The 26,132-nt window shown below is 61.7% G+C and carries 24 protein-coding genes; 12 read left to right on the top strand and 12 right to left on the bottom strand.

The window, feature by feature from the left end; genetic code table 11:
- Positions 1-28: 28 nt before the first annotated feature.
- On the bottom strand, positions 29-187 hold the full coding sequence (locus AN401_RS19690; protein WP_157772161.1) for a hypothetical protein: 159 nt from the start codon (positions 185-187) through the stop codon (positions 29-31).
- A gap of 49 nt (positions 188-236) precedes the next feature.
- On the opposite strand from AN401_RS19690, the gene AN401_RS06080 reads away from it, so the two are divergent.
- Complete coding sequence (locus AN401_RS06080; RefSeq protein ID WP_094039961.1) at positions 237-1,271, top strand: IS630 family transposase; 1,035 nt, start codon at positions 237-239, stop codon at positions 1,269-1,271.
- Here AN401_RS06080 and AN401_RS06075 read toward each other — a convergent pair.
- Entirely contained in the window at positions 1,195-1,701 is a 507-nt protein-coding gene (locus AN401_RS06075; protein ID WP_096778811.1) for a PIN domain-containing protein, read from the bottom strand. The two genes, AN401_RS06080 and AN401_RS06075, sit on opposite strands and share 77 nt — an antisense overlap.
- Positions 1,698-2,156: a helix-turn-helix domain-containing protein gene (locus AN401_RS06070; protein WP_096778810.1), complete on the bottom strand. Its 459-nt coding sequence runs from the start codon at positions 2,154-2,156 to the stop codon at positions 1,698-1,700. Before AN401_RS06070 ends, AN401_RS06075 begins: the two co-directional genes overlap by 4 nt.
- A gap of 275 nt (positions 2,157-2,431) precedes the next feature.
- Between AN401_RS06070 and AN401_RS06065 the strand changes: the two genes are divergently transcribed.
- From AN401_RS06065 to AN401_RS06055, 3 genes are read left to right on the top strand one after another with little or no spacing between them, the layout of a single operon-like run.
- Complete coding sequence (locus tag AN401_RS06065) at positions 2,432-2,953, top strand: class I SAM-dependent methyltransferase (RefSeq protein WP_096780310.1); 522 nt, start codon at positions 2,432-2,434, stop codon at positions 2,951-2,953.
- Entirely contained in the window at positions 2,950-5,862 is a 2,913-nt protein-coding gene (locus tag AN401_RS06060; RefSeq protein ID WP_096778809.1) for a DEAD/DEAH box helicase family protein, read from the top strand. The genes AN401_RS06065 and AN401_RS06060 overlap by 4 nt, the downstream gene beginning before the upstream one ends.
- 11 nt (positions 5,863-5,873) lie before the next feature.
- Positions 5,874-9,002, top strand: a complete 3,129-nt coding sequence (locus AN401_RS06055) for a DUF3427 domain-containing protein (protein ID WP_096778808.1) — start codon at positions 5,874-5,876, stop codon at positions 9,000-9,002.
- A 219-nt stretch (positions 9,003-9,221) separates the two neighbouring features.
- Here AN401_RS06055 and AN401_RS06050 read toward each other — a convergent pair whose 3' ends face one another.
- The 4 genes from AN401_RS06050 to AN401_RS19685 form a co-directional block, all read right to left on the bottom strand.
- The gene (locus tag AN401_RS06050) at positions 9,222-9,713 is read right to left on the bottom strand and encodes a nucleoside deaminase (protein ID WP_096778807.1); all 492 of its coding nucleotides are present in this window, start codon (positions 9,711-9,713) and stop codon (positions 9,222-9,224) included.
- A gap of 106 nt (positions 9,714-9,819) precedes the next feature.
- The gene (locus tag AN401_RS06045; protein WP_096778806.1) at positions 9,820-10,797 is read right to left on the bottom strand and encodes a calcium/sodium antiporter; all 978 of its coding nucleotides are present in this window, start codon (positions 10,795-10,797) and stop codon (positions 9,820-9,822) included.
- A 286-nt stretch (positions 10,798-11,083) separates the two neighbouring features.
- Entirely contained in the window at positions 11,084-11,677 is a 594-nt protein-coding gene (locus AN401_RS06040) for a hypothetical protein (protein WP_096778805.1), read from the bottom strand.
- A gap of 87 nt (positions 11,678-11,764) precedes the next feature.
- Positions 11,765-11,902: a hypothetical protein gene (locus AN401_RS19685; protein WP_157772159.1), complete on the bottom strand. Its 138-nt coding sequence runs from the start codon at positions 11,900-11,902 to the stop codon at positions 11,765-11,767.
- Between the two features lie 140 nt (positions 11,903-12,042).
- On the opposite strand from AN401_RS19685, the gene nirK reads away from it, so the two are divergent.
- The 4 genes from nirK (at position 12,043) to AN401_RS20265 (ending at position 15,961) form a co-directional block, all read left to right on the top strand.
- On the top strand, positions 12,043-13,464 hold the full coding sequence (nirK, locus tag AN401_RS06035; RefSeq protein ID WP_094039000.1) for a copper-containing nitrite reductase: 1,422 nt from the start codon (positions 12,043-12,045) through the stop codon (positions 13,462-13,464).
- Entirely contained in the window at positions 13,464-14,237 is a 774-nt protein-coding gene (locus tag AN401_RS06030) for a formylglycine-generating enzyme family protein (RefSeq protein WP_096778804.1), read from the top strand. The genes nirK and AN401_RS06030 overlap by 1 nt, the downstream gene beginning before the upstream one ends.
- Positions 14,197-14,736, top strand: coding sequence for an SCO family protein (locus AN401_RS06025; RefSeq protein ID WP_096778803.1), 540 nt, complete (start codon positions 14,197-14,199; stop codon positions 14,734-14,736). Before AN401_RS06030 ends, AN401_RS06025 begins: the two co-directional genes overlap by 41 nt.
- 97 nt (positions 14,737-14,833) lie before the next feature.
- Positions 14,834-15,961, top strand: coding sequence for a methyl-accepting chemotaxis protein (locus tag AN401_RS20265; protein WP_096778802.1), 1,128 nt, complete (start codon positions 14,834-14,836; stop codon positions 15,959-15,961).
- Between the two features lie 66 nt (positions 15,962-16,027).
- Here the strand turns inward: AN401_RS20265 and AN401_RS06015 are convergent, their stop codons facing one another.
- Positions 16,028-16,666: a YceH family protein gene (locus AN401_RS06015; protein ID WP_094039004.1), complete on the bottom strand. Its 639-nt coding sequence runs from the start codon at positions 16,664-16,666 to the stop codon at positions 16,028-16,030.
- Between the two features lie 70 nt (positions 16,667-16,736).
- Positions 16,737-17,072: a YkgJ family cysteine cluster protein gene (locus AN401_RS06010; RefSeq protein WP_094039005.1), complete on the bottom strand. Its 336-nt coding sequence runs from the start codon at positions 17,070-17,072 to the stop codon at positions 16,737-16,739.
- A 459-nt stretch (positions 17,073-17,531) separates the two neighbouring features.
- Here AN401_RS06010 and AN401_RS06005 point away from each other — a divergent pair, with 459 nt between their 5' ends.
- Both AN401_RS06005 and AN401_RS06000 read left to right on the top strand, forming a co-directional pair.
- Positions 17,532-19,415, top strand: coding sequence for a methyl-accepting chemotaxis protein (locus AN401_RS06005; RefSeq protein WP_096778801.1), 1,884 nt, complete (start codon positions 17,532-17,534; stop codon positions 19,413-19,415).
- 96 nt (positions 19,416-19,511) lie between these two features.
- Positions 19,512-20,063 carry a hydrolase gene (locus AN401_RS06000; protein WP_094039007.1) on the top strand — a complete coding sequence of 184 codons (552 nt, stop codon included), beginning with the start codon at positions 19,512-19,514 and terminating at the stop codon, positions 20,061-20,063.
- A 247-nt stretch (positions 20,064-20,310) separates the two neighbouring features.
- Here AN401_RS06000 and AN401_RS05995 read toward each other — a convergent pair whose 3' ends face one another.
- Positions 20,311-21,732, bottom strand: coding sequence for an alanine/glycine:cation symporter family protein (locus AN401_RS05995; RefSeq protein WP_094039008.1), 1,422 nt, complete (start codon positions 21,730-21,732; stop codon positions 20,311-20,313).
- Between the two features lie 394 nt (positions 21,733-22,126).
- On the opposite strand from AN401_RS05995, the gene tal reads away from it, so the two are divergent.
- Both tal and AN401_RS05985 read left to right on the top strand, forming a co-directional pair.
- Complete coding sequence (gene tal / locus AN401_RS05990) at positions 22,127-23,080, top strand: transaldolase (protein ID WP_096778800.1); 954 nt, start codon at positions 22,127-22,129, stop codon at positions 23,078-23,080.
- A gap of 207 nt (positions 23,081-23,287) precedes the next feature.
- Positions 23,288-23,482 carry a DUF3545 family protein gene (locus tag AN401_RS05985; RefSeq protein WP_096778799.1) on the top strand — a complete coding sequence of 65 codons (195 nt, stop codon included), beginning with the start codon at positions 23,288-23,290 and terminating at the stop codon, positions 23,480-23,482.
- 230 nt (positions 23,483-23,712) lie between these two features.
- Here AN401_RS05985 and ung read toward each other — a convergent pair whose 3' ends face one another.
- Both ung and tesB read right to left on the bottom strand, forming a co-directional pair.
- Positions 23,713-24,387, bottom strand: coding sequence for a uracil-DNA glycosylase (ung, locus tag AN401_RS05980; RefSeq protein WP_096778798.1), 675 nt, complete (start codon positions 24,385-24,387; stop codon positions 23,713-23,715).
- A 111-nt stretch (positions 24,388-24,498) separates the two neighbouring features.
- Positions 24,499-25,362, bottom strand: coding sequence for an acyl-CoA thioesterase II (tesB, locus tag AN401_RS05975; protein WP_096778797.1), 864 nt, complete (start codon positions 25,360-25,362; stop codon positions 24,499-24,501).
- Between the last annotated feature and the right edge of the window lie 770 nt (positions 25,363-26,132).

Raw genomic sequence — 26,132 nt, 5'->3', positions numbered from 1 at the left:
GTAGTAACAGGCCGATACCGCCAGCCATTCAGATCAAGAGTTCAAACGGCCTCAATCTGGACACCGTCTCCGGAAGCCGCTGCTTTAACAGGCAGTCAAGGTATTCACCCGCGTTCAGCGGCGGACTTTTCAACGCCGCCCGTTGCCGACGGGCAGCTTCCAATACGACGCTGATATTCAGCTCCATCAGATCCGTTATTAACCAGGCGGCAGTTTAGATCTGATATACTGTGCGAATGAAAACAGATGCACGCAAGCTCACCACCGAGCAACAAGAGCTGCTGAGGCAGCAGGCCATCCGACTTCGACTGGAAAATAAGACCTTCCGCGAGATCGGCCGATTACTGAATGTTCATCCGGATACCGTGGGCCGTTGGTTCAAGCGCTACGAGGCCGGCGGCAAAGCGGCTCTCGCCGTCCAGAAACGGGGTCCAAAAAACAAGCCCGGCCGCCTGAACGCCGTGCAACAGCAGAAGGTGATCGAGGCTATCCGCGACCATATGCCCGATCAGTACAAGCTGGGGTTTGCCCTGTGGACCCGGCGCTCCATTGCTGAACTGATCAAGCAATTTTGGGGCATCCACATTCCGGTTCGCACCATGGGGGACTACCTCAAGCGCTGGGGATTTACACCCCAGAAGCCCTTGAAAAAGGCATGGGAGCAGAGCCCGGCTCGTGTCGAAGCCTGGCTGAACGAGGAGTATCCACGTATCAAGGCCCGTGCCAAGACTGAAAAGGCCCAGATCTTCTGGGGCGACGAAACCGGCATCAAGAACACGGTCCAACATGGGCGCAGCTATGCCCCGGTTGGCAAGACGCCGGTACAAGCCCTGCCGGCCAAGCGGGTTTCCCTGAACATGGTGTCGGCCATCACCAACCAAGGTACGGTCCGCTTCATGCTGTATGAATCCACCATGACGGCAGACGTGTTGATCAAGTTCATGCGCGGGCTGATTGCCTCCACCCCGGGAAAAGTATTTCTGATCCTGGATAACCTGCGGGTTCATCATGCCAAAAAGGTCAAACGCTGGCTGGAAAAAGGGACGGTAAAGCGTTTTCTGGAGGTCTTTTTCCTGCCCGCCTACTCACCGGAACTGAATCCGGATGAGTATCTCAATGGTGACCTGAAAGGCATGGTGCACAGTGGGCCGGCGATTCGCAGTGTGGAAGAGCTCAAGAAGCGAACCCGCTCCTCTATGCGGAAGTTGCAGCGCAGGTCGGAGCGGGTGAAAAGTTACTTCCGATCGGAGCACATCGCTTATGCGGCATAATCGATGTATTTTGCCGCCGGGTTAATATAAAGTCATCCGGGTGGATCGCTCTTATATTAAACGGAGCCAGTATGTCGTCGGGAAAATCCTTCAAATTGAAGGTGATAATCGACTCGGCCTGAGTCTGAATCGCAGCGGCCACCACATGGCGATCATCCGGGTCGGGCAGCACAATGCCCGGAATAAGCCGCTCATAGCCGGTGACCAAGGCACCTGGTACATGACTATCCATCAGTTCACGCACTCTCTCGACCTTTGACTCATCGAGTTCAGGACGATTTTTGAGCAGGTTACGCATCCATTCCCGGTGGATATCATTCGACCAGCGAGCCCGAAACTGGCCGGAAAGCGCCAGGTACATCAACAAGCTCCTCAGGGGAGCCGGATACATCACACAGGCATCGTAGATGACCGTATAGTTCGAGCTCATTCGTATCCCATCCCCAATGCCTGATCCAGCTCGGACAGCTCGGACAGGCTCGCCAATCGCTTCTGCTCAAGCTGCTGCTGATAGGCACGCAGATCGGCAAACTTCACCTTGCGGCGATTTCCCGTGCGATGGAAGGGAATGGCGCCCTCGTCGAGCAAGCGAATAAGAGTTGGCCGCGACACATTCAGCAGATCCGCCGCTTCCTGGCTGGTCAATTCGGCATGAATAGGGACTAATTTGACACTATTCCCTTCTCCCAATTCGGTCAGTACATCGACCAGCAGGCGCAGGGCGCTGACCGGGATCTTGACCCTGTGTACTTCTCCCTTCTGATCGGTAACCGCCAGGGTCTGGGTATCCGCCCTGGTTTCCAGAATCGCGGATAGCTCCTGGCTACAGAGCTTGGCCAGACTGGCTTCTTCCTGGGTCGGCAAGGTATCTTGTAAACGGCTCATGAGACTATTTCCATCCGGTTGAACTAACCCGAATTATTCGAAATTTTCGCAAACATGTCAATTATTCGAATTATCCGAAACAGATATGGCGGTTTGTAGCCCTTATCCGAGCAGAGCAGTTGGGCTACCAACTCCACGCCGGCAGCCAAGAGCTGTGCCTTCGCCAGAACTCTGGTAAGGTACTGAACCATCATTGATTTTACTATTAGTGCCGGCCAGTGGATTTTTATCAGCAAAACGCCCTCAGCTTCTACCGGGATACGGTTTCCGTCGATATGGCATCCCTCTATGGCTGTTTTCTGCCCCATGTCGCCAAGGGCGGCCGGATCCTCGACGCAGGATGCGGCTCGGGCCGGGATGCCCGCTATTTCCTTCACCAGGGCTTTGCAGTGGAAGCCTTTGATGCCAGCCCCGCCTTGGCCGATCTGGCACGGCAACTGACCGGTCTGCCAGTCGTGGTATGCCGTTTCGAGGAGTTTACCGGCCCATCCCGGTTTGATGCCATCTGGGCCTGTGCCTCCCTGCTGCATGTACCGCTGGCGAAATTGCCCGGCGTCATGGCCCACCTGACCAACCTGTTGCAGCCCGACGGGGTGTTTTACTGCTCCTTCAAGTACGGCGACGGCGAAATCCGCCGCGACGGCCGCACCTTCACCAATATGACCGAAACCGGCTTGGTCCGGTTGCTGACGGGCTTGCCGTTACGCCTTGAAGCACTGTGGCAAACCGGCGATCTGCGTTCGGGCCGGGAGCAGGAGCGCTGGCTCAACGCCCTGCTGGTCAAGGAGCCGTCATGACCGCCTTGCGCCTGATCCCCGGCGGCAGCAGCGGCGATATCAGCTTCCAGCAGCCGCTGCTCGCTCCCCTGCTCGATGCCATCAACGCTACTGGCGCCGTAGGCCGTATCGATATCTGCGTATCCTTTATCCGCCTGAGCGGCCTCGAATTGCTGCAGCCGGCCCTGAGCGACGCTCGAGAGCGGGGGGTAAGGCTGCGCATCGTCACCTCCGATTACCTGGACGTCACCGAGCCGGTGGCCCTGCGCCGGCTGATGCTGCTGGCGGAACGGGGCGCCGAGGTGCTGATCTACGAGAGCGCGGGCAACCCGGGGTTTCATCTCAAATCCTATCTCTGTATTCATCAGCGGGCAGGCCACCGGCTCAAGGGCCACGCTTTTGTGGGCTCCAGCAATATATCCCGGGCAGCACTGACCGAATCCCTGGAATGGAACTGGTCGCTCAGGGTGGATGACGAAGCAACCGGCGAGTCGGCCCGTAGCCTGCTGGAACTGGCCGAACAGATGGAGCAACTGGCACGGGACCACCGGGTAACGACTCTCAGCCACGATTGGATAGACGGCTATATCGAACGCTACCGGCATAGTCCGCTGACCGGATTGCGCGCGCTCAGCGGCGACGCCGATAGCGATGCCGACACCCTGCGCGAAACACCCATTCCCAACAACGTGCAACAGGAGGTACTGGTAGCACTGCAGGACAGCCGCAGTCAGGGTTTCAAGCGCGGCCTGGTAGTGATGGCCACCGGCCTGGGCAAAACCTGGCTGGCGGCGTTCGATGCCCGCCAGTTACAGGCCCGTCGGCTGCTGTTTGTGGCACACCGGGACGAGATCATCGAGCAGGCCCAGCAGACCTTTATCCGGCTGCGCCCCGAAGCCCACACCGGGATCTACAATGGCAAACGGCAGGAGCAGGCCGACTGGTTGTTCGCCTCGGTGCAAACCCTGGGCAGGGCCGAACACTTGCGCAATTTCGCGCCAGATCACTTCGACTACATCATCGTCGACGAATTTCACCATGCCGCCGCCACTGGCTATCGCCGCCTGCTGAATCACTTTCGCCCCCGCTTTTTGCTGGGCCTGACCGCCACGCCGGATCGCACCGACCAAGCCGATATCCTGGCATTGTGCGACGACAACCTAGTGTTCGAACGGGGCTTACGCGATGCCATCCAGGCCCGTCAGCTGGCGCCCTTTATCTATCAGGGGATCCTCGACGAGCACATTGATTATGCTCACATCCCCTGGCGCAACGGCCGTTTCGATCCCGCCGCGCTGGAGCATGCCTTTGCCAGCCACCGGCGAGCGCAGCACGCCCTCAGGCACTGGCGCGCCCATGCCCAGCAACGCACCCTGGCGTTTTGCATTTCCCGCGCCCATGCCGACTTTATGGCCAAGGAATTCATCGAGGCCGGTGTCCGCGCCGTTGCCATCCATTCCCGCTCCGAAATGCCGCGCAACCAGGCCCTGCGCGAGCTTGAAAGCGGCACCTTGCAGGTGATCTTCTCGGTGGATCTGTTCAACGAAGGCACCGATCTGCCCGCCATCGACACCCTGCTGATGTTGAGGCCCACCGAGTCGCGCATCGTCTTTTTGCAGCAACTGGGTCGCGGCCTGCGCCTGCACCCGGGCAAACAGCAACTGATGGTGGTCGATCTGGTGGGCAACCATAGGGCCTGCCTGTTCAAACCCTATCTGTTGCAACAGTTGTTGGAAGACGACGGCCGCGCCATCCGCGCCGGTCAGCGGCCCGAGCTGCCCGACGGCTGTCATATCAACCTGGATCCGGCGCTGCTCCCCTTGCTGGAGCAACTGCGTCGGGGCCATCGACTGAAGATAGTGGACGACTACCGGGCCCTGAAGGAGGAGCTGGGATATCGTCCTTCCGCCGTGCAGGCCTTCCAGGCCGGGCTGGATTTTGCCAAGTTGCGTCGGCAGCATGGCAGCTGGTTCGAACTGCTGCACGACGAAGGCGAGCTGTCGGAAGCGGCCGGCCGGGTGCTGGCCGAATTGCGGGACTTTCTGCGGACCGGCATTGAAACCACCACCCTGACCAAGAGCTTCAAGGTGATATTGCTGCAGGCCCTGCTGGAACTGGACGGTCTGCGCCAGCCGCCTACCCTGGCGGCACTGGCCGAACAATCCCGCTATGTGCTGGAACGCCATCCCGATCTGCTGCAACTCGATCTACCACCCGCCCAGCAGGCCATGACCGCCGACTCCAGCGCCTGGTTGCGCTACTGGCAAGGCAACCCTGTCAGGTTCAGCACCGGCGGCACCCCTGGCTCGCAAGCCGATTACTGGTTCGAGCTGAAAGACGACCGCTTCTGCCCCCGTTTTGCCCTGCCCGTTGAGGAACTGGAGACCCTGCACCAGATGATGCAGGAACTGGTTGATCTGCGCCTGGCCGAATACCGCCGGCGCAAGGCACCGCAGCTTGCGAAAGCGAAACAGTCAGTGACCGACAGCGCTGGCACGCCGGTCGCCGAGGTGCTCGAGTTACCCTGTTTTCCCGATCTGAAAATTGCTTGTGGCCATTTCAAGGGCGGCAGCGATGACCACGCCGAGATGGTGCCGATGCCAGACCATTACGGACGGCTCGATCCTAGTCGCCACTTTCTGGCCCGGGCCAGTGGTCACTCCATGAACGGCGGCAAGCAGCCGGTGCAGGACGGCGATCTGCTGTTGCTGGAATGGATCACTCCGGAAACAGCAGGCAGCATCAGCGGCCAGACCCTAGCCATAGAGCGGCAGGATGAGTCCGGCGATAACCAGTACCTGTTGCGGGTAGTAAAGAAAAATCCGGACGGCAGTTATCGGCTGCATGCCACCAACCCGGCTTATGAGGACCTGGCCGCCACCTTTGATATGAAACCCTTTGCCCGGCTCAGGGCAGTGGTCGCAGAATAATAAGGGACAGGATGAAAACACCTCTGGCACAGGGACTCTACGATCTGCTGACCACCCAAGGGACAGAGGCAGCACTGGAGCGCTCCGGGCTCTGTGCCGAGCCCGAAGCGCTGAACCCGGCGGTCAGCCACGAACGCCTGGCCGCTGCCCTGGCCGAGCAGCTGTCACAGTTGCTGGCTGGCGTCGCTGGTGACAAAGAGGCCAAGGTGACAGCGCAGGCCGAGCTTATCAACGATATCCTGCAATACTCCCGTCAGCGCCTGAACCAGAACGAAGCGCCCGATCTGCTGTGTACGCCGCCCCGGGTGCTGCGCTCGCTTTATCCAGCCCAGAGAAAGCCGGAGCTGCCAGCCATCGGCCTGGCCCAGCCCTGGTTGTTTACCGCCGGCAAGGGCTCCCCCGCCCTGCTGCATGAGCTGACCGCCGAACTGGCCTCCTGCAACAGCGTGGATATTCTGGTGAGCTTTATCACCGTGTCCGGGGTGCGCAAAATCATCGAGGTGCTCAAACGGATCACCAGCACCGATGCCGGGGGCGCCAGCCAGGCCCGGATCCGGGTACTGACCACCACCTATGTGGGTGCGACCGAGCAAAAGGCGCTGGACATGCTGGCCCGACTGCCTCACTGCGACGTCCGGGTGTCGCTCGACGGCCGCCGCACCCGGCTGCACGCCAAGGCCTGGATCTTCGAGCGGGACACCGGTTTCGGCTCCGCCTATGTGGGCAGCGCCAACCTCTCCGGCGCCGCCCTAATGGGTGGGCTGGAATGGACGGTCAAGTTCACCGAAAAAGGCCAGAACCTGCTCTTTCAACGGGCGCAGGCAAATTTTGAAACCCTGTGGGAAGACGGCGAGTTCCAACCCTATAACCCGGACGATCCGACGCACCGTGCTGAGCTGGCCAAAGCGCTGAAACGGGAATCAGGCCGGGATCTGATCGCCACCCCCACCTTCTTCGATATCCAGCCCAAACCCTTTCAGCTGGATATCCTGGAGCAACTGGATAACGAACGGCAACATGGCCGCACACGCAACCTGCTGGTGGCCGCCACCGGCACCGGCAAAACCGTAATGGCGGCGTTCGATTACCATCGCCTGGCCCGCAAGCAGGGCGGTCTGCCACGGCTGTTGTTTATCGCCCACCGCAAAGAATTGCTGCTGCAGGCCCTGCGCACCTTTCGTCTGGTGTTGCGCGAGCCGGAGTTCGGCGACCTCTTTACCGGCGAGCACCAGCCGACGCAGGATCAGCATCTGTTTGCCACCATCCAGAGCCTCAATACCCGCAAGCTGGTCACACCGCAGAGCGCCGCTTACTGGCAGATGGTGATCGTCGACGAATGCCACCATATCGAGGCCAACCGCTTCGACACTCTGCTTTCTACCCTAAAGCCGGCTTGCCTGCTGGGCCTTACCGCCACCCCGGAGCGGGCCGACGGCAAGAATATCCTGCGCCATTTCGATAACCGACCGGATGGCTCGCCGGCGGCGCAGCTGCGCCTGTGGCAGGCGCTGGATCTGCAACTGCTGGCGCCCTTTGAATATTACGCCTGCGACGATGATACCGACTATCGGGATATTCCCTGGCAACAGGCCAACGAACTCAAGGCCCTGGATACGCTGCTGACCGGCAACCAGGTGCGCGCCGCCGCCGTGATCCGCGCCTGGCAACAGCTGGTGGACGATCCCCGCCGGGGTAAAACCCTGGTGTTCTGCGTGAGCATCACCCATGCCGAATTTATGGCGGAGCAGTTTGCGCAGGCCGGTATCCTCGCCCGGGTGATCAGCGGGAAAAGCTCCGCCCAAGAGCGACGGGATCTGCCCAGGCAACTGGAGCGTGGCGAGATCCACGCCCTGGTGACGGTCGACCTCTATAACGAAGGGGTCGACCTGCCCTTTGTCGACACCTTGCTGTTGTTGCGGCCCACCCAAAGCGCTACCCTGTTCCAACAGCAGATAGGCCGGGGACTGCGCCTGTTCGAAGGCAAGGAAAGCTGTCTGATCCTGGATTTTGTCGGCCAGCATAAAGAGGGGTTCCGTTTCGATCTGCTCTACGGCGCCATTACCGGCCTGTCGCGCCGCGAGGTGGTCGACTGCATAGAAAACGGCTTTGGCCGCCTGCCCAGTGGTTGCCATCTCCAGCTGCAAAAACAGGTCCGGGAACATATTCTGAGCAGCCTGAAACGGGCGCTGAACCAGAGCTGGCGCCGCCTGCAGCAAGAGCTGCACGCCTACGTCAGCCTGACGGGAAACCGCCGGGTTACGCTTGGGGATTTTCTGCACGAGCAGCAACTGGAGCTGGACGATATCTATCGTGGCGGCAGCAACAGCGGCTGGACCAACCTGCAACGGGATGCGGGTTTATTACCGGGAGAAGCCGCCCCCGAGGAGCGTTACTTCAGCCGTCGCCTGGGCAGTCTGTTGCACCTGGACGATCCGGAACAACTACAGCTGCTCGGCCAGGTAGCCGAGCAGCGGGCCCGATACGTCATCGACGATGAGCAACAACGGCAGCGGCTGCAGATGCTGGCCTATCAAATCGATGGCCAACAAAGCCAGACCAGCTCGGCCCAGGCTTTTCTCGAGCGGCTGGCCCAGGCCCCGGCGGTGTGCGACGAGTTGGCCCAGCTCAGCCGCTACCTGGATGCCAGAACCCAGCATCAATACCCGCCGCTGCCCGGACTGGAGCATACCCCGCTTAAGCTGCATGCGGCTTATCACAGCCGGGAGATCCTCACCGCCGTGGGCTTTTTGACCGCGGAAACACGCACCCCGTTTCAGGCTGGGGTACTGACACTGAAAGAGCGTAAAACCGAACTGTTGTTCGTCACCCTGGATAAAAGTACTGCCCTGCACGAGGGCGTGGCCTATCACGATTACGCCATCAGCCAGAGCCTGTTCCACTGGCAATCCCAAAACAGCGCCGGTCCCCACACCCCGGCCGGTCGCCGCTATATCGACAGCGGGCACAATGGCTGGCACTTCCAGCTGTTTGTACGCATCGACAAGAATGCCTCCTACCGCGCCTGCGGCCCGGTGCGCTTCGTTCGCTCCCATGGCAGCAAGCCGATGAACATCACCTGGCAGCTGGAACACCAACTGCCGGTGAGACTGTTCCGGGAGTTCAGTGTGCTGAAGGGGTGAAAAGAATGGGCCCCCACCTTCGCGGGGGCGACATGGGATAACTCAAGCGGAAGCGGAGCCTAAATAGCTGTTCCGAATAGTAGATCACTGTCGGCAACGACCGGGTTCCGCTAAGCAGACCCTCCGCGCCAGGGATGGCGCGGCGGAGCCCCCAGGGATGGGTTCACGGCGTGTCTGCGTGCGGGGCCCGGTCGATGTAGCACTATTAGGATCAGTTATTTAGTCCTTGCTCTCAATGCCAAAACAACGCCGGTACAGCTCGCGCAGCTGTGCCGCCAGCTCGGGCTCGGGGCCGTCCACGGCTATGTTCGGCGCCACCTGCTGGATGGACAGGGGCGTCACCGGGGACGGTGGCAGGCCCCACTCCTGGCACCACTGGCCGAACTGCTCGGCCGAGCAAGCGTAAACGATGCGCCCCAGCCCCGCCCAGGCGTGGGCGGCGGAGCACATGGGACAGTGCTCGCCCGAGGTATAGAGAATGGCGGCGGCCCGCTCCTGCTCGGTGAGGTGTTCGGCGGCCCAGCGCGCCAGGGCGATTTCCGGGTGCCAGGTGGGCTCGCGGCTGTGGATGCGGTTGCGATCCTCCGCCAATACGGCGCCATCCGCCCCCACCAGCACGGAGCCGAACGGCTGATCCCCCACCGCCAGCGCCTGTGCCGCCAGCTCCACGCAACGGCGCAGGTGCCGTTTATCCTGTTCGCTAATGGCCATGATTTCCTCCCTTTGAATAACAGTGACAGGCTGTGCCAACGTCCGGAGCACGGATGAAAAAACATCCATGCTCCCACCACGCGGCCAGGCCGCCGGCTCGCCAGGATCAGGCGGCGCCAAGCACGCCCAGCGCCAGCCAGCTGGTGTAGCCGATATAGGCAGCCAACAGCAGGCCGCCTTCCACCCGGTTGATGCGGCCCTGGCGGCCGCTGAACCCGTAGCCCAGCACGAACAGCGACAGGGTCAGGGCACCCATCACCATAAAGTCGCGGCTGATCACCTCGGCCGCCACCTCCAGCGGATGGATGATGCCGGCCAGGCCGACCACCGCCAGGGTATTGAACAGGTTGGAGCCGATCACGTTGCCGATGGCCAGATCATGCTCGTTCTTGCGGATGGCGGCGATGGAAGACGCCAGCTCCGGCAGCGAGGTGCCCACCGCCACTATGGTCAGGCCGATGATAAGATCGCTCACCCCGAAGGCCTGGGCCACGTTGACCGCGCCCCACACCAGGATGCGCGAGCTGATGATCAGCAGCACCAGGCCGGCCACCAGCCAGAACAACGCCTGCTTGAGGGTCATTTGGTTGTCGTCCAGCTCCCTGGTTTCGTCCGCCGCCATGGCGTCGGCACCGTCCTTCAGTCCCTGCCAGATGCTCCAGCCCATCAGCAGCACGAAGACACCGAGCAGCACCAGGGCATCGGTGCGGGCCAGCCAGCCGTTCCACAACAGGGAAAGAGACAGCAGGGTGATCAGCAGCAGGATCGGCAGTTCCTTGCGCAACACCTGGGAATGCACGGCGATGGGGCTTATCAGGGCGGTCAGGCCCAGGATAAGGCCGATATTGGCGATATTGGAGCCATAGGCGTTGCCCAGGGCCAGTCCGGGGTTTCCTTCCATGGCTGAAATGATAGACACCACTATCTCCGGCGCCGAGGTGCCGAAGCCGACAATCACCATGCCGATGAGCAGGGGGGGCATGCCGGCGTACCGGGCGGTGGCCGAGGCTCCGTCCACAAAACGGTCGGCACTCCAGACCAGCACGGCCAGGCCCAGCACAATGGCGACCAAGGACATCAGCATAAGCAAGTTCCCCCTTGGGCCGGGGTGACAAGGCAGCAGAAGGGTGTGTTGTGTTTCATAGGCGCTCTTCAGGGCGGGATCATGGATACCGGAGACATCGTGACTTCCCGCCCGGCAAGTCACGCTGTCTCAGGTCTCATCAATCCATCAGGACACCACTGCCATAAGCCTTTGGCTCAGAGATTGTTGACAGTGGTTTCGGCGGTTGCCGAACGATTACTCCCCCAAGAGACGCCTATTCTGACAGTTTGCTCAGAGGATGAAAAGAGGGCCTGGTGTCCGAGGCTCACCCCCGGCCGTTGCCACCCCCTTTACCGCCGCCGTTGCCACCGCCGTTACCGCCGCCGTTGCCGCCGCCATTGCCACCGCCATTGCCGCCGCCATTGCCGCCTCGGCCGCCACTGCTGGCTGCCCCCATGGAGGAGCGGCTTTCACCCTGGGCAGCGATGCCGTTGCCCTGGCCCGGCTCCTTCGCCTTGGCCGCTGCGGAGGTGATGGCACCGTGCTGGCTGACCTGCTGGGCGTGCGCTATGGCCTCCAGGGCCCGCTCGGACGCTTCGCCTTCTTCCACCTTGATGGTCAGCTTGTCGTATACCCGCTGCAGGGTCTCGGCGCTGGCCGCGCTGATCACGGCGCCTTCGGTTACTTCTTCCGTTTGCTCGGGCGCCGGCTCTTCCGCCAGGTTTTCCTCTACCGGCGTTTCCTCTGCCAGGTTTTCCTCTACCGGCGTTTCCTCTGTCAGGTTTTCTTCTACCGGCGTTTCCTCTACCAGGGTTTCCTCTACCGGCGTTTCCTCCACCGGGGGGGCCTCCTGGGCGTAGAGGGCGCCGGACAAGGCCCACAGGGTGCAGGCCGCGGTGATCATGCTGGCTTTCTTCATCCTTCACTCCTTCTGTAACCGGATAACGCTCCCCCAACGGGAACGCCTTGGCGGATTCTAGGAGCGAATGGCCGCCAACAACAGTGGTCACTTGCTCGCCAGGGCCAGCTCCTGACGCCTGCCCTGCCGACAAAGTCCAAACGAAACCTTGTCGGCATGACAAAGGAGCAGGAAAAAACCATGCCTTTGTCCGCCAAAACTGTGCGCCATGTCGATATTTTGCACACCGCCGCCTCCCTCCTGGGAGGTACAAGGGCATTTGTTGATCCAAATCAGCCCTGTTTGACAATGCCAGGAACAAACTTACATATGAAATACAGATTAAGTTCAACCAACAATAAGCGCCAAAGCGCAGGGAGCATCCCATGAAACTGAGTAAGCTTGTCGCCGCCATCAGCATGACCTTCGCCTTGTCCGTACAGGCCAATACCCTGCCGGTGGAAGAAGCCGTTCTGACCTCGCCGCCCCTGGTGCCGCCCCCCATCACCCGGGATCATGCCGCCAAGGTGGTGGTGAAGATGGAAACGGTGGAAAAGGTGATGGAAATCGCCGACGGGGTGGAGTACATGTTCTGGACCTTCGGTGGCTCGGTGCCGGGCCAGTTCCTGCGGGTGCGCGAGGGGGATGAAGTCGAGTTCCATCTCTCCAACCACCCCGACTCCAAGATGCCCCACAACATCGACCTGCACGCGGTCACCGGCCCCGGCGGCGGCGCGGCGGCCTCCTTCACCGCTCCCGGCCACACCTCGGTGTTCAACTTCAAGGCGCTCAACCCCGGCCTCTATGTCTACCATTGCGCCACCGCCCCGGTGGGCATGCACGTGGCCAACGGCATGTACGGCCTGATCCTGGTGGAGCCGAAGGAAGGGTTGCCGCCGGTAGATCGGGAATACTACGTGATGCAGGGCGACTTCTACACCAAGGGTGCCTATGGCGAGCAGGGCCTGCAGCCCTTCGACATGGACAAGGCGATCAAGGAGCAGGCGGACTACGTGGTGTTCAACGGCGCCGTGGGCGCGCTCAACGGCGACAAGGCGCTCACCGCCAACGTGGGCGAAACGGTGCGGCTCTTTGTCGGCAACGGCGGCCCCAACCTGGTGTCGTCCTTCCACGTCATCGGCGAAATCTTCGACAAGGTCTATGTGGAAGGCGGCGACCTGGTCAACCACAACGTGCAGACCACCCTGGTCCCCGCCGGCGGTGCCGCCACCGTGGAATTCAAGCTGGACGTGCCCGGCAACTTCATCCTGGTGGATCACTCCATCTTCCGCGCCTTCAACAAGGGCGCGCTCGGCATGATGGCGGTGGAGGGCGACGAGGACAAGATTGTCTACTCCGGCAAGGTAGCCGACAACGTCTACCTGCCCGAGGGCTCGGCGGTGCAGGTGATGCCCAACGGCCATCCCAAGGTCACCGCCAAGAACAAGGAAGAGCGGATGATGTACGGCAAGCGCGCCTATGAGGCCAACTGCCAGGCCTGCCACCAGGGCAGCGGCGAAGGCATCCCCGGCGCCTTCCCGCCGGTCGCCGCCTCCGACTTCCTCAATGAAGACCCGACCCGCGCCATCGACGTGGTGCTGCACGGCCTCAAGGGCCCGATCAAGGTCAACGGCCAGGCCTTCGACAGCATCATGCCCGCCATGCGCCTGTCCGACGAAGACGTGGCCAACGTGCTGACCTACGTGCTCAACAGCTGGGACAACAAGGGCGGCGAGATCACCCCCGAGCAGGTGGCCAAGCGCCGCGAGGAAGGCAAGCCCATCGTAATGGAAGGGAGCGCCCACTGATGAACCCCGCGCTGCTGATTGCTCTAGCGGCGCTGCAGATGGCCGTCCTGCCCGGTGGGGAGATTCGGCCACTGTATCTCAGCAAGGACAGCCCGCTTACCCGGGTGGCGCCGTTCCGGCTGGATGTCACCCCGGTCACCAACCGGCAGTTCGCCGACTTCGTGGCCGCTCATCCCCGCTGGCAAAAAGGGCGGGTTCCCGCCCTCTTTGCCGAGCCCAACTACCTCAAGCACTGGCCGGGGGAGCAGCCCTCCCCCGAGCAGGCAGCCCAGCCGGTCACCCATGTGTCCTGGTTTGCGGCCAGCGCCTACTGCCAGGCCCAGGGCAAGCAGCTGCCCACGGTGGCGGAGTGGGAGTTCGCCGCCCAGGCCTCGGAGCAGGCCGCCAACGGCAGCAGTGAACCGGACTATAGCCGCCGCATCCTGTCCTGGTATGCCCGCCCGGCCACCGCCAGCCTGGCCGAGGTCGGTCAGAGCCCGGCCAACTACTGGCAGGTGCAGGATCTGCACGGGCTGGTGTGGGAATGGACCCGGGATTTCAACTCCACCCTGGTCACCGGCGAATCCCGCGGTGACAGCAGCCTGGATCAGGGCATGTTCTGCGGCTCCGGTGCCGCCGGCAGCGCCGATCCGTCCGATTATGCCGCCTTCATGCGTTTCGGCTTTCGTTCCAGCCTGAAGGCTCCCTACACCCTGGGCAACCTGGGATTTCGTTGTGCACAGGAGACAACCGATGAAACCATGGCTACTGCTGATCTGGCTGGCCGCCTTTAACCTCCAGGCAGCCCTGCCCGGCGACTCCGTCTACCAGCTCGATGCCCCCTGGCAGGACAGCCGGGGAGAGCGGCTCCAGTTGCGGGAGCTGGCCGGCAAGAAACAACTGCTGGGCTTTATCTATACCGACTGCGCCACCGCCTGCCCGGTGATAGTGTCCAACCTGCAGGCGGTGCAGAAAGTGCTGACCCCGGCACAGCAGGCCGAACTCGGCTTTGTGCTGGTGTCGCTCACCCCGGGGCGGGACACCCCCAAGGTATTGCGGCACTTCGCCGAGCACCGCGGCCTGGATGAACACTGGACCCTGCTGAGCGGCACCGATGACAACGTGCGCGAACTGGCCATGGCGCTCAATATCCAGTACCTGAGCCAGGCCGACGGCGAGATTTCCCACTCCAATGCCATCACGGTACTGGACGAGCAGGGCCGGCTGCTGGTGCAACAGGTCGGCCTGCCCGAAGGCGCCCAGGGCCTGGCCGAGCAGCTGTCAACGCCCTGAACCGGGATCCGGGCAGGAAAAGCATGCACTAAATGATGCATCTGAGATGATTATTTTGTTAGCATCCAAAGGTCGTCGGACGGAGCGGAGAAATTGCATGCTTTTTAAACGGAACAGGGCACGACTGGCGGAGCTGGAACAGCAATGCCAGCAACAACGGCAACAGTTGCAGCAACTGACAACGGCGCTGGCCGACAAGGAACGGGAGCTGGCCGAACGGCAAGCAAGGGTCGCCGAGCTGGAAGACCGGCAACTGCTGAGCCAAGGGGTTTTTGGCAGCATGGCCAGCTTCGGCCAGTCGCTGGATGGTCTGTGCTTTTCCTTCGGCAGCCTGTCCAGCAACCTGGATCGGGAGCAGGCCACCGCCATCAGTGCGGCCGGCCAGTCGGAGCGGGCCAAGACCATACTGGGCGGCATCGCCGACAATCTGCACACCCTCTCCGCCACCACCGACACCACCGCCGATGGCGTGGAGCGGTTGTCGCAGCAGGCCGGCCAGATCGGGCGCATCGTGCAGTTGATCCGCGAAGTTGCGGATCAAACCAACCTGCTGGCGCTCAATGCCGCCATCGAGGCGGCCCGGGCGGCGGAAGCCGGCCGGGGCTTTGCCGTGGTGGCCGATGAAGTACGCAAACTGGCCGAGCGTACCGGCAATGCCACCACCGAGATAGCGGGCCTGGTGGACGCCATCCAGCAGGAAACCCACAGCACCCGTACCGCCATGACCGAAAGCGCCCGTCTGGCCAGGCTGTGCGCCGAAGAATCCGGCATCGCCGCCGACGACATGACCCGGCTCAACCGCCTGGCCCACCACATGGAGCGCGCCGTGGTGGACGCCGCCCGTCTGTCCGGCGTTGAACTGGCCAATATCGAAGAGCTGCAGCTCAAGCTCGAAGTCTACCGGGTGTTCATGGAACAGTCCGACAGCCGGCCCGAACAGATCCCCGACGAAACCCAGTGCCGGCTCGGGCAATGGTATTACCAGGGGGAAGGCAAGACGCTCTTTGCCGGCAACGCCGACTACCGGGCGCTGGAAACCCCGCACCAGGCCATGCACCGCTTTGCCCGGGATGCCATCCGGCACTATTACGCCCGGGAGTACCCCCAGGCGCTGGCCGCCCTGCAAGGCATGGAGCAGGCCAACCTGAACGTGATCAACGGCATGGAAAAGATGCTGGCCCCCTTGCGGGACACCGGGGAAAAGACAGGCCGGCAGGCGGCCTAGCACGCCATATAGTTTAAAACTTAGGCAGTAAATTGGGGCGCGGGCGGCCCGCCCGCGCTCCGACGCCTAGCCTTCCAGCTCGGCGATGCGCGCCTGCAGGCGCTGCACCTCCGCTTCCAGCTCATGGATGCGCGCCTGCAGCTCGGCCTCCCGGTCCTGAGCAACCGGCTCCTGCCCCTGCTCGGCGTCGAGCGCGGCGTAGTCGGTATTGCCGAACAGGTGGGCATAGCGGGACTCCCGCTTGCCGGGCTGGCGCGGCAGTTTAACCACGAAGGGGCCCTTGTCGATAAGTGCCTGCAGGCAGGCTTCCACCTGGGTCACGTCGTCGAACTGGTGCAGCCGCGGGGTGCGGCTGCGCAGCTCTCCCGGGGTCTGGGGGCCGCGCAGCAGCAGCTCGCAGACGATGGCCAGTTCACCGGGGCTGAACTGCAGCTCACCGAACTCGGTGTTGCAGAAACGGTGCTGGAGCTTGGCAGCCCGTGCGTTGAAGCCGGCCACGTTGTTGACCAGGCGCCGGGCGATCAGGGTGTTCAGTACCGACTGCACCTCCTTTTCGCCCAGGTTCATCACCGGATCGCGGTTGCTCTTCTGGTTGCAGGCATTCACCAGGGAATTGAGGGTCAGCGGATACACTTCGGGAGTGGAAACCTGTTTTTCAATCAGGCAACCGATCACCCTTTGTTCGAGGGCGGAAAGCATTTCCATAAGCACACTCCTTGATGGCATTGCCTTCAGCCTACCGGACAATGTCCGAAACACCAACGAATTCCGAGCCTTAAGCCGCGACCGGATTGTTGCCCAGGGGAGGCAGCCCGTAGGCCGCCCGGGCCCGGTTACAGGCGCCGTCCGCATCAAAGGCCTCGAACTCCCGGCAGGGACTGGGCCGGTTGGGATAGATGCGGCAGGACACGCAGTCGCCCACCTCCCCCTCCAGCGCCACGCAGCGCGGGCCGGGCTGGTTGGTGCCCCGCATCGCCAGCCGGCTGGGACTTACCGGCTCGGTCAGGTCTTCGGGCACCTGGAACTCGCTGTGAATTTCTCCCCAATAAAAGGAAACACGAAAAAAGGCGCAACAGGCGCCGCAGGTCAGACAGGGATTGCCACCACTCATTAACGCCTTACCTCCTGGCAAAACTAAACAGTGACGAAACAGGAACAGGGTTGGATCAGGGGGACGGAGCAGGCTCCGTCGATGCGGAAAACGAGAGAAAGGGTTGGCGTACAGGGCGAATGCCTCTGACGCGGCTGGCCGGTGTCTTCTCCTCTACAAGAACCAGATGAATACCCTTATCGTCACGACAAGGAGACGGCAGGGGCCTTATAGATAAATCGAAAGCAGTCACTAATCAAGAGGGGCTGGATGCTGCCGATAAGATAAAAATGCCCCCGTTGTCATTGCCGCCAGAGAAGGTTTCAATTGGCAATACAACGGTGCGGGAAACCCGGAAAGAAACTGTGCTCTAGCGCAGAATATTGCAAAAAATGAATTTTTTTCAGTATGTTACTCTGCTCTATGCGACTAAAGTATAAGCCGCTCTCGACCAGACAATAACTACAGGGACCCAGTTGTATGAAAATAGCCCATAAAGTAGGACTCACCGCCGCCGCCGTGCTGCTCGTTACCGTCAGCATCCTGTCCTGGATGCAGCTCTCCCAGGTAAGGGACGCCCTGCGCACCCAGACCGCCGCCGCCATCGGCGAAACCAGCTCGACCCTGGCCAAGCAGATCGAAAGCTGGCTCAACGCCAAACTCGGTCTTATCGACATGGTGGCCCAGAATATCGACGGCGACTTCAGCCCGGAGCAGGTGCTGCGCACCTTCAGGCTCCCCCTGCTGAAGGACGAGTTCATCCTCGTGTTCGGCGGTCTCGACAGCCAGAACGGCCGCCCCATCGGCAGCGATCCCGGCTGGAACCCTCCCGGCTGGGATGCCCGCCAGCGTCCCTGGTATGCGGTGGCCATGGCCTCCCCCCGGGCCGCCCTGACCGAGCCCTACCCCGACGCCACCACCGGTGAGATCCTGATCTCCGCCGTGGCCAAGATCACCGACCAGGGCCGCCCCTTGGGCGCCTTCGGCGGCGATCTCAGCCTGCAGACGGTGGCCGACGCCATTAACGTCATCGACTTCAACGGCGCCGGTTATGCCTTTCTGGTAGCCGAAAACGGCAATATCATCTCCCATCCCCGGTCGGAGCTGAACGGCAAGTCCCTCACCGAGCTGTTCGAGGGCAAGCAACCGGCCCTGAGCAGCACCATGGCCAGCTACGACCTGGGCGGCAAGCCCCATTGGGTGTCTTTCACCCCGCTGTCGGAGCTGCAAAGCGCCAAGTGGTATATAGGGGTGGTGCTGGATGAAGCCGCCGTCATGGCCCAGGCGGATCGCCTGCAATGGCAGGCGCTGCTGATCGCGGTGCTGGGCGTGGCCATCAGCATGACCCTGCTGATCCTGCTGATGACCAGCCTGCTCAAGCCGCTGGGCGGTCTGCACCAATCCCTGAAGGACATCAACGGCGGCCAGGGCGATCTGACCAAACGCCTGCCCATAGTGCGCCGGGACGACTTCGGCCTGGTGGCCAACGAGTTCAACGGCTTCCTTGGTCACCTGCAGAAGCTGATCGGCGAGGTGATGGACAGCTCCGACAAGCTGAAGGCCAGCATCGGCCAGACTTCCGGCCAGTCGGAGCAGGCGGAAAACCAGCTGCAGTTGCAGTTGCAGGAGCTGGATCAGCTGGCCACCGCCATGCACGAGATGGCCGCCACCGCCACCGAGGTGGCCCAGCACGCCCAGAACGCCGCCGAGGCCGCCAACGCCGCCAACCAGGAAACCGAACAGGGGGCCCTGGTAGTATCCCGCTCCACCCAGGCGGTGGAACGGCTGGCCGCCGACATGGAAGACACCATGGCCTCGGTCAACGAGCTGGCCCAGCTGAGCCGCAATATCGAGTCCATCCTCTCGGTGATCACCGGCATCGCCGAGCAGACCAACCTGCTGGCCCTCAACGCCGCCATCGAGGCTGCTCGCGCCGGTGAGTCGGGCCGGGGCTTCGCGGTAGTGGCCGACGAGGTGCGCTCGCTCGCCTCCCGCACCCAGCAGTCGACCCAGGAGATCGGCGACATGATCGAGCGGCTGCAGGCCGGGGTCAGGCTGGCGGAAAACAAGATGAAGCAGAGCCAGGAGCTGGCCGCCCAGACCTCGGTGGACGCCGCCGAGGCCAACGAGGTGCTGGCCCGGATCCGTCAGGCCATCAGCCACATCAACGACATGAACCTGCAGATCGCCACCGCGGCGGAAGAGCAGAGCGCCACCAGCGAGGAGATCAACCAGAACACCACCAATATCCGCGACATCAGCCAGGATGTGGCCAGCGGCGCCATCGCCCAGGTGCGCCACTGCCAGGCCATGCTGGAGCAGATGCAGCGCCAGCACAGCCTGCTGGGGGAGTTCAAGGTCTGATCAGGACCAATGTGACCAGGGGGCGCCGCGGCGCCCTTTTTCTTTGCCCGGCAAAAGGGTCATACTAACGGCAACCAGACAGAGAGGGAGAACAGGATGTTGATGGAATTCGATAAGGCGGCACTGATGGTGATCGACGTGCAGGAGAAGCTGATCCCGGCCATCGACCACGGCGAGCGGCTGAGTGCCCGTATCCAGTGGCTGATCTCGGCCTGCCAGGCGCTCGGCACCCCCATTTTGTTTACCGAGCAGTATCCCAGGGGGCTGGGCCACACCCAGGGCGCCCTCACCGTCCTGGTGGACCAGCCCGAAGTAGTGGAAAAGATGCACTTCTCGGTGGTAGCCGCCGACTGCCTGCCGGCGCACTGGCAGCACTACCCTCAGGTGATCGTCTGCGGCATGGAGACCCATGTCTGCGTGCTGCAGACGGTGATGGATCTGCTGAAGGCGGGCAAGGAGGTGTTCGTGGTGGCGGATGCGGTGGGCAGCCGTACCGAGGAAAACCGGCAGCTGGGCCTGGCCCGCATGCGCGATGCCGGCGCCCGGATCGTCAGCCGGGAGATGGTGGTGTTCGAGTTGCTGCACCGCGCCGGCACCGAGCAGTTCAGGACCATCAGCAAGCAGTTTCTGGTGGGCGAGCAGCCCTGAGACGTGAACATAATGGAGCGCAGGCGGCTCGCCTGCATTCGCGCACAGCGCGAACCCTCGGGTTGGCCTACCACACCGCAGGTTTAAAAAGGCTCGAGGCAAAATAGGCACCGCCGATTAGGCCGTGCCTTCGCCCACCTCGGTGCCACCCTCATGCGGGCGGGCCGCCCGCGCCCCAAGAAACATCGCTGCCTAATTTTTAGGCTGATCGGTGCTCTAGGGACTGGCCGACCCAGTCCCCGGGCGGTTATTTTTTGTCCCAGATCCCTTCTTCGAGCTGACGGTTCAGCTCCGGGTACTTGGTCGGGTCGAAGCTCGGCACCTTGCCAAGCTTGAGCTGGTCGTTGTAATCCCGCGCCAGCTTGATGGCCACGCCCGACAGCAGCAGTATCGCCACCAGGTTGGTCAACGCCATCATGCCCATGGACGCGTCCGCCATGGCCCAGATGGTGGGCAGTTCACCAATGGATCCAAACATCACCATGCCCAGCACGAACAGGCGGAATACCAGCAGGCCGGCCTTGTGGTTGTGCTCCAGGAAGATCAGGTTGTTCTCCGCATAGGCGTAGTTCGCCACTATGGAAGTGAAGGCAAAGAACAGGATGGCGATGGCGATAAAGGTGTTGCCCCAGTTGCCCACCTCGTGGGACAGCGCCCGCTGGGTCAGCTCGATGCCGGTCACCCCGGAGCCGGGTTCAAACTGGCCCGACAGCAAGATGATGGAGGCGGTGCAGGTACAGATAACGATGGTGTCGGTAAAGACCCCCAGCATCTGTACATACCCCTGGGACGCCGGATGGGGCGGATAGGGCGTGGCCGAGGCCGCCGCGTTGGGGGCCGAGCCCATGCCCGCCTCGTTGGAGAAGAGGCCGCGCTTGATGCCGTTGATCAGGGCCTGGGAAATGGCATAGCCCATGGCGCCGCCGCCGGCCTGCTCCAGGCCGAAGGCCGACTTGACGATCAGGCTCAGCACACCGGGCAGCTCGGTAATGTTGATTGCCACCACCACCAGGGCAATCAGCAGGTAGGCCAGGGCCATCACCGGCACCACCAGTTCGGCGAAGCGGGCGATGGTGCGCAGGCCGCCGAAGATGATAAGGCCGGCCAGTACCACCAGCGCCAGGCCGGTGGCCCAGTGGGGGATGCCGAAGGCCACGTCCATGGCGGCGCTGATGGAGTTGGCCTGCACCGCGTTGAACACCAGGCCGAAGGCGATGATCAGGAAAATGGCGAACAGCACGCCCATCCAGCGCAAGCCCAGGCCCTTCTCCATGTAATAGGCGGGGCCGCCCCGGTAGTTGCCGTCTTCATCCTTTACCTTGTACAGCTGGGCCAGGGTGCTCTCCACGAAGGCGGTGGACATGCCGATAAGCGCGATGACCCACATCCAGAAGATGGCGCCCGGCCCGCCCAGGTACAGGGCCACGGCCACACCGGCCAGGTTGCCGGTGCCTACCCGGGCCGCCAGGCTGGTACAGAGGGCCTGGAAGGACGAGATACCCGCCGCATCGGACTTGCGACTGTTCCTGAGCACGGAAAACATGTGGCCGAAATGGCGAAACTGAATAAAGCCCAGGCGCAGGGTGAAGAATACCCCGACACCCAGCAGCAGGTAGATCAGTACCGTGCCCCAGAGCAGGTCGTTGATAAAGGCGATAATAATATCCATTGGCGTGTCTCTGCTTCTCCAAAATTTGAGCATTCATTTACCAGATAAGAATGGTTATCATCTTCTCTGGTCCGCAGCGCACGGAATCTAGCACAATGCGCAAAAATCGCCATGTGACACAGATCACACTAAATTATAACCGTCTAAAGAAACCGGTCTTTTTTATCAAAAAACAAACGATTTGACCAAAAGATCAAAATATATCACTAACAAAAAACCATGGTTCGAAATTTCATCTCACCCTGATTTTCCGGAGCTTTCTCTCTCCCCTCCCCTTGTCTGACCCCCTGTTCAGCTCTTTCCCGAGGTCACTTTATTTTAGTGGCCCGAATAAGGGATACTGTGGCCCTGTACCCCAAAGGGGCCCGAACCAGAGCAAAGGACCTTACCATCAATGGCCGATAAACTGACCCAACTGAAAAAACTGACTACCGTCGTAGCCGATACCGGCGACATCGAAGCCATCCGCAAGTATCAACCGCAAGACGCCACCACCAACCCCTCCCTGATCCTGAAAGCGGCCCAGATCCCGGAGTACCGCCCGCTGCTGGAAGACGCCGTGGCCTGGGCCAAGTCCCAGAGCCAGGACGCCGCCCAACAACTGGTCGACGCCTCCGACAAGCTGGCGGTCAACATCGGCTGTGAAATCCTCAAGATCGTCCCCGGGCGCATCTCCACCGAGGTGGATGCCCGCCTGTCCTTCGATACCCAGGCCAGCATCGCCAAGGCACGCCGTCTGATCGCCCTGTACAGCCAAGCCGGTGTTGGCCGCGAACGCATCCTGATCAAGCTGGCCTCCACCTGGGAAGGCATCCGCGCCGCCGAGGTGCTGGAGCAGGAAGGCATCAACTGCAACCTGACCCTGCTGTTCAGCTTCGCCCAGGCCCGGGCCTGTGCCGAGGCCGGCGCCTACCTGATCTCCCCCTTCGTGGGCCGTATCCTCGACTGGTACAAGAAAAACACCGACCAGAAGGAATACGCCCCGGCGGAAGATCCGGGCGTGCTCTCCGTGAGCCGCATCTACGACTACTACAAGGCCCACGGCTATGCGACCGTGGTGATGGGCGCCAGCTTCCGCAACACCGGCGAAATCCTCGAGCTGGCCGGTTGCGACCGCCTGACCATAGGCCCCGACCTGCTGGCGGAGCTGAGCCAGGCCGAAGGCGAGGTGGTACAGAAGCTTAAGGATCATGGCGCCAGCCAGACCCGCCCGGCCCCCATGACCGAAGCCGAGTTCCGCTGGGAGCAGAACCAGGACGCCATGGCCACCGAGAAACTGGCCGAAGGCATCCGCAACTTCGCCATCGACCAGGGCAAGCTGGAAGCCATGCTGAAAGAAATGCTGTAAGCCCGGCGACCCCCATGCCGCGGCCGCCATTCCCCGGCGGCCGCTTTGTTTCTCCCTCCTTCCCTGGCCCCTCCGGCCGTCCTTTTGCCCACCCGAATTCTCTTCCTGGCCAGGCATAATAAAAGTGTCATAACCAAGTTTTATTTTAGAACGGACTGTGATATATCCAAATGTGACTGCAACTGATAGCCAACAGGAGGGAGCCCCATGGAAAGGTTCGGCTTCGAAGATCAGGAGTTTGTGGTTGAACGGTCCGCACGCGGAACATCGCGTGAACCCGCCAAAAAGCGCAAATGGCGGGAAATAGAAGCATTGAAGGACAAAAAGCGCTTACAAAAAGAACTTCAGCTGCTCGACTGCGCCTTCGAATACGAAGGCAACCTGGAAGAGCTTGAGCTGTAGAGCACGAAGACAATATTTTCAGGCGCCCGCGGGCGCCTTTTTTGCTCTTACTCCAACCGTAGGGTCCACTGTAGGGTCCACTTCAGTGGACCTCCCCACCACCGGCGCCGTGGTTCGGTCGACTGAAGTCGACCCTACAACAGGAGCACAGCGGGAACCTTTGCCCTGGGTGCAACACCCATGCGGGCGGGCCGCCCGCACTCCAAAAACGGTGCGGTGGGCCCCCTATTTCACAGCTCGGTCGGCAACTGCCAGTCGATGGGCGCCTTGCCCTGCTGCGCGAGCAACTCGTTGGTTTTGGAGAAATGCCGGCAACCGAGAAAACCGCGGTGGGCCGACAAGGGGCTGGGATGGGGCGCGGCCAGCACATGGTGCCGCTGGCGGTCGATCATGGCGCCCTTCTTCTGGGCATGGCTGCCCCACAGCAGGAACACCACGCCCTGGCAGTGCTCGTTGACCGCCCGGATCACGTGATCGGTAAAGGTTTCCCAACCCAGCCGGGCATGGGAGTGGGCCTTGCCGGCCTCCACCGTCAGCACCGTATTGAGCATCAAGACCCCCTGCCGGGCCCAGGACTCGAGGCAACCGTGGTTGGGGATGCGAAAACCGGGGATGTCGGCGCTCAGCTCCTTGTACATGTTCTGCAGCGAAGGCGGCACCCGCACCCCCGGCAGCACCGAAAAACACAAGCCATGGGCCTGGTTGGGGCCATGGTAGGGATCCTGGCCCAGCATCACCACCTTCACCTCACCCAGTTCGGTGTATCTGAAGGCGTTGAAGATATCCTGCTGGGGCGGATAGATCACCTTGCCCGCGCCGCGCTCCTGCTTGACGAAGGCCATTGCCTGCTGAAAGTAGGGCTGCTCTTTCTCGTGGCCTATTACCTGGTTCCAGGTCAGGGTCATGGGGAGTGTCCGTTGAAGAAGAATAAAATCTGGCGCCTAGCTTAAAAGCTGCCTTCGGCGCCTGCAAGCCCCGCCTTCGCGGAGATGACCACCATTAAAAACAGTGCCTGATTATTCCGTGCGGGGGCGGATAATGCCCTCCTGTACCGCCGAGGCCACCAGCGTGCCGTCGCGGGTAAAGAAATGCCCCTGCACCAGCCCCCGGCCGGCCACGGCGCGCGGGCTTTCGATGGCGTAGAGGATCCAGTCGTCGAAGCGGAAGTCCTGGTGGAACCACATGGAGTGATCGATGGTCGCCACCTGCAGCTGGGGCTCCCAGAAGGAGTGGCCGTGGGGCATCAGGGCGGTGGGCAGAAAGTTGAAGTCGGAGGCATAGGCCAGCAGATACTTGTGGATACGCGGATCGTCCGGCAGCCGGCCGTTGGCCTTGAGCCAGATATGGCGCACCGGAGCCATCTTCTCCGGCTTCATGGGGTTGACGTAGTTGACCTGGCGGATCTCTATCGGTTTTTCCGACAACAGCTTGTCCTTGACCCGCTCCGGCAGGAAGGCGGACAGGGCGGCGATGCGCTCGCTCTCGGGGACCAGTCCCTCCGGCCCTGCCACCTGCGGCATGGGCGCCTGGTGCTCGAAGCCGTCCACCGGCTCCTGGAAGGAGGCGGTCATGTAGAAGATGGGCTTGCCGTATTGCAGCGCCTGCACCCGGCGGGTGGAGGTGGTCTTGCCGTCGCGGATCTTCTCCACGTCGTAGATGATGGGCTTGTTGACGTCCCCCGGCCGCAGGAAATAGGAGTGGAAGGAATGCACCGGCCGCTCCGGCTGCAGGGTGTACTTGGCCGCCGCCAGCGCCTGCCCCATTACCTGGCCGCCGAACACGGCGCGAAAGCCCAGATCCCGGCTCTGGCCGCGATAGAGGCCGTCATCCAGCGGCTCCAGCGCCAGCAGCGTCAATAACTCATCCAATGCCTGACTCATGGCTTGTTACCCGATTAACTCAACTGGTCGTACAAGTTAACATAAGCCGACAAGCCGGGGGTAGCCCCATGATACGGACAAAAGCGCAATAGAAAAGGGGCAGCCTGTGGCCGCCCCTTTTGGTGTCGTCGGTTTGTTCCCTGAACCTGGTTGCTCCCTGCAATCCCTGACCTGACCCGTCCCGAGCCTTCCCCTTCCCGTTCCGTCGGGGTCATCCTGCGTCATCCTGACTGGCCGCGTCCTGTTGCCAACCGCTCCGTCCTGGAGGTATCCCTGACCTTTCCCTCGGTCATCCCCTTGGCCATCCGGGCCTGGTCCCTTGCCTCCTGGCTGCCGGCTTCCGCTCCGACACCGCTTCCTTAATCCTTGCTCCGGCTCCTGCCGGTGGTTCCTTAAGGCCTTCCTGCCGTTTGTCTTCCTGACAAGCCAGCCTGCCTTGCTGTTGGTATTAACTATACGGATTTACCGGCCCGGCTCAATTTACCCGGGGCGGGATCTTGGCCGAGCAAAAAACAAGCATCATATGAAAATCATTAAATAACAAAGAGATAAATGGATTTATGACCAAATTCCACGGCCACAAACCGCCTTATCCCTAGCCTTATTGAGAGATCTCTTACAAACACTTGCAGCGATGACGGATAGCAGTTGGTCGACTGAAGTCGACCCTACATGACCCGGCGCCGGGTTTGGTCGAATAACCATAAAAAAGGGCGAAGGCAACGATACTGCCTTCGCCCTTTTTCCATGTTGCCGCTGCGCGGCAAGGC

This window comes from Zobellella denitrificans, assembly GCF_002407485.1.
Lineage (GTDB): Bacteria > Pseudomonadota > Gammaproteobacteria > Enterobacterales > Aeromonadaceae > Oceanimonas > Oceanimonas denitrificans.
This window is presented reverse-complemented; position numbering and strand designations above follow the sequence as displayed.

Coding starts and splice junctions, on each gene's coding strand:
- AN401_RS06025 (WP_096778803.1), top strand. CDS start 14,197: ATGAAACCATGGCTACTGCTGATCTGGCTGGCCGCCTTTAACCTCCAG.
- AN401_RS06060 (WP_096778809.1), top strand. CDS start 2,950: ATGACCGCCTTGCGCCTGATCCCCGGCGGCAGCAGCGGCGATATCAGC.
- AN401_RS06070 (WP_096778810.1), bottom strand. CDS start 2,156: ATGAGCCGTTTACAAGATACCTTGCCGACCCAGGAAGAAGCCAGTCTG.
- AN401_RS05995 (WP_094039008.1), bottom strand. CDS start 21,732: ATGGATATTATTATCGCCTTTATCAACGACCTGCTCTGGGGCACGGTA.
- AN401_RS06005 (WP_096778801.1), top strand. CDS start 17,532: ATGAAAATAGCCCATAAAGTAGGACTCACCGCCGCCGCCGTGCTGCTC.
- AN401_RS06080 (WP_094039961.1), top strand. CDS start 237: ATGAAAACAGATGCACGCAAGCTCACCACCGAGCAACAAGAGCTGCTG.
- AN401_RS06010 (WP_094039005.1), bottom strand. CDS start 17,072: ATGAGTGGTGGCAATCCCTGTCTGACCTGCGGCGCCTGTTGCGCCTTT.
- tal (WP_096778800.1), top strand. CDS start 22,127: ATGGCCGATAAACTGACCCAACTGAAAAAACTGACTACCGTCGTAGCC.
- AN401_RS20265 (WP_096778802.1), top strand. CDS start 14,834: ATGCTTTTTAAACGGAACAGGGCACGACTGGCGGAGCTGGAACAGCAA.
- AN401_RS06000 (WP_094039007.1), top strand. CDS start 19,512: ATGTTGATGGAATTCGATAAGGCGGCACTGATGGTGATCGACGTGCAG.
- ung (WP_096778798.1), bottom strand. CDS start 24,387: ATGACCCTGACCTGGAACCAGGTAATAGGCCACGAGAAAGAGCAGCCC.
- AN401_RS19690 (WP_157772161.1), bottom strand. CDS start 187: ATGGAGCTGAATATCAGCGTCGTATTGGAAGCTGCCCGTCGGCAACGG.
- AN401_RS05985 (WP_096778799.1), top strand. CDS start 23,288: ATGGAAAGGTTCGGCTTCGAAGATCAGGAGTTTGTGGTTGAACGGTCC.
- tesB (WP_096778797.1), bottom strand. CDS start 25,362: ATGAGTCAGGCATTGGATGAGTTATTGACGCTGCTGGCGCTGGAGCCG.
- AN401_RS06065 (WP_096780310.1), top strand. CDS start 2,432: ATGGCATCCCTCTATGGCTGTTTTCTGCCCCATGTCGCCAAGGGCGGC.
- AN401_RS06030 (WP_096778804.1), top strand. CDS start 13,464: ATGAACCCCGCGCTGCTGATTGCTCTAGCGGCGCTGCAGATGGCCGTC.
- AN401_RS06015 (WP_094039004.1), bottom strand. CDS start 16,666: ATGGAAATGCTTTCCGCCCTCGAACAAAGGGTGATCGGTTGCCTGATT.
- AN401_RS06055 (WP_096778808.1), top strand. CDS start 5,874: ATGAAAACACCTCTGGCACAGGGACTCTACGATCTGCTGACCACCCAA.
- AN401_RS06040 (WP_096778805.1), bottom strand. CDS start 11,677: ATGAAGAAAGCCAGCATGATCACCGCGGCCTGCACCCTGTGGGCCTTG.
- nirK (WP_094039000.1), top strand. CDS start 12,043: ATGAAACTGAGTAAGCTTGTCGCCGCCATCAGCATGACCTTCGCCTTG.
- AN401_RS06050 (WP_096778807.1), bottom strand. CDS start 9,713: ATGGCCATTAGCGAACAGGATAAACGGCACCTGCGCCGTTGCGTGGAG.
- AN401_RS06075 (WP_096778811.1), bottom strand. CDS start 1,701: ATGAGCTCGAACTATACGGTCATCTACGATGCCTGTGTGATGTATCCG.
- AN401_RS06045 (WP_096778806.1), bottom strand. CDS start 10,797: ATGCTGATGTCCTTGGTCGCCATTGTGCTGGGCCTGGCCGTGCTGGTC.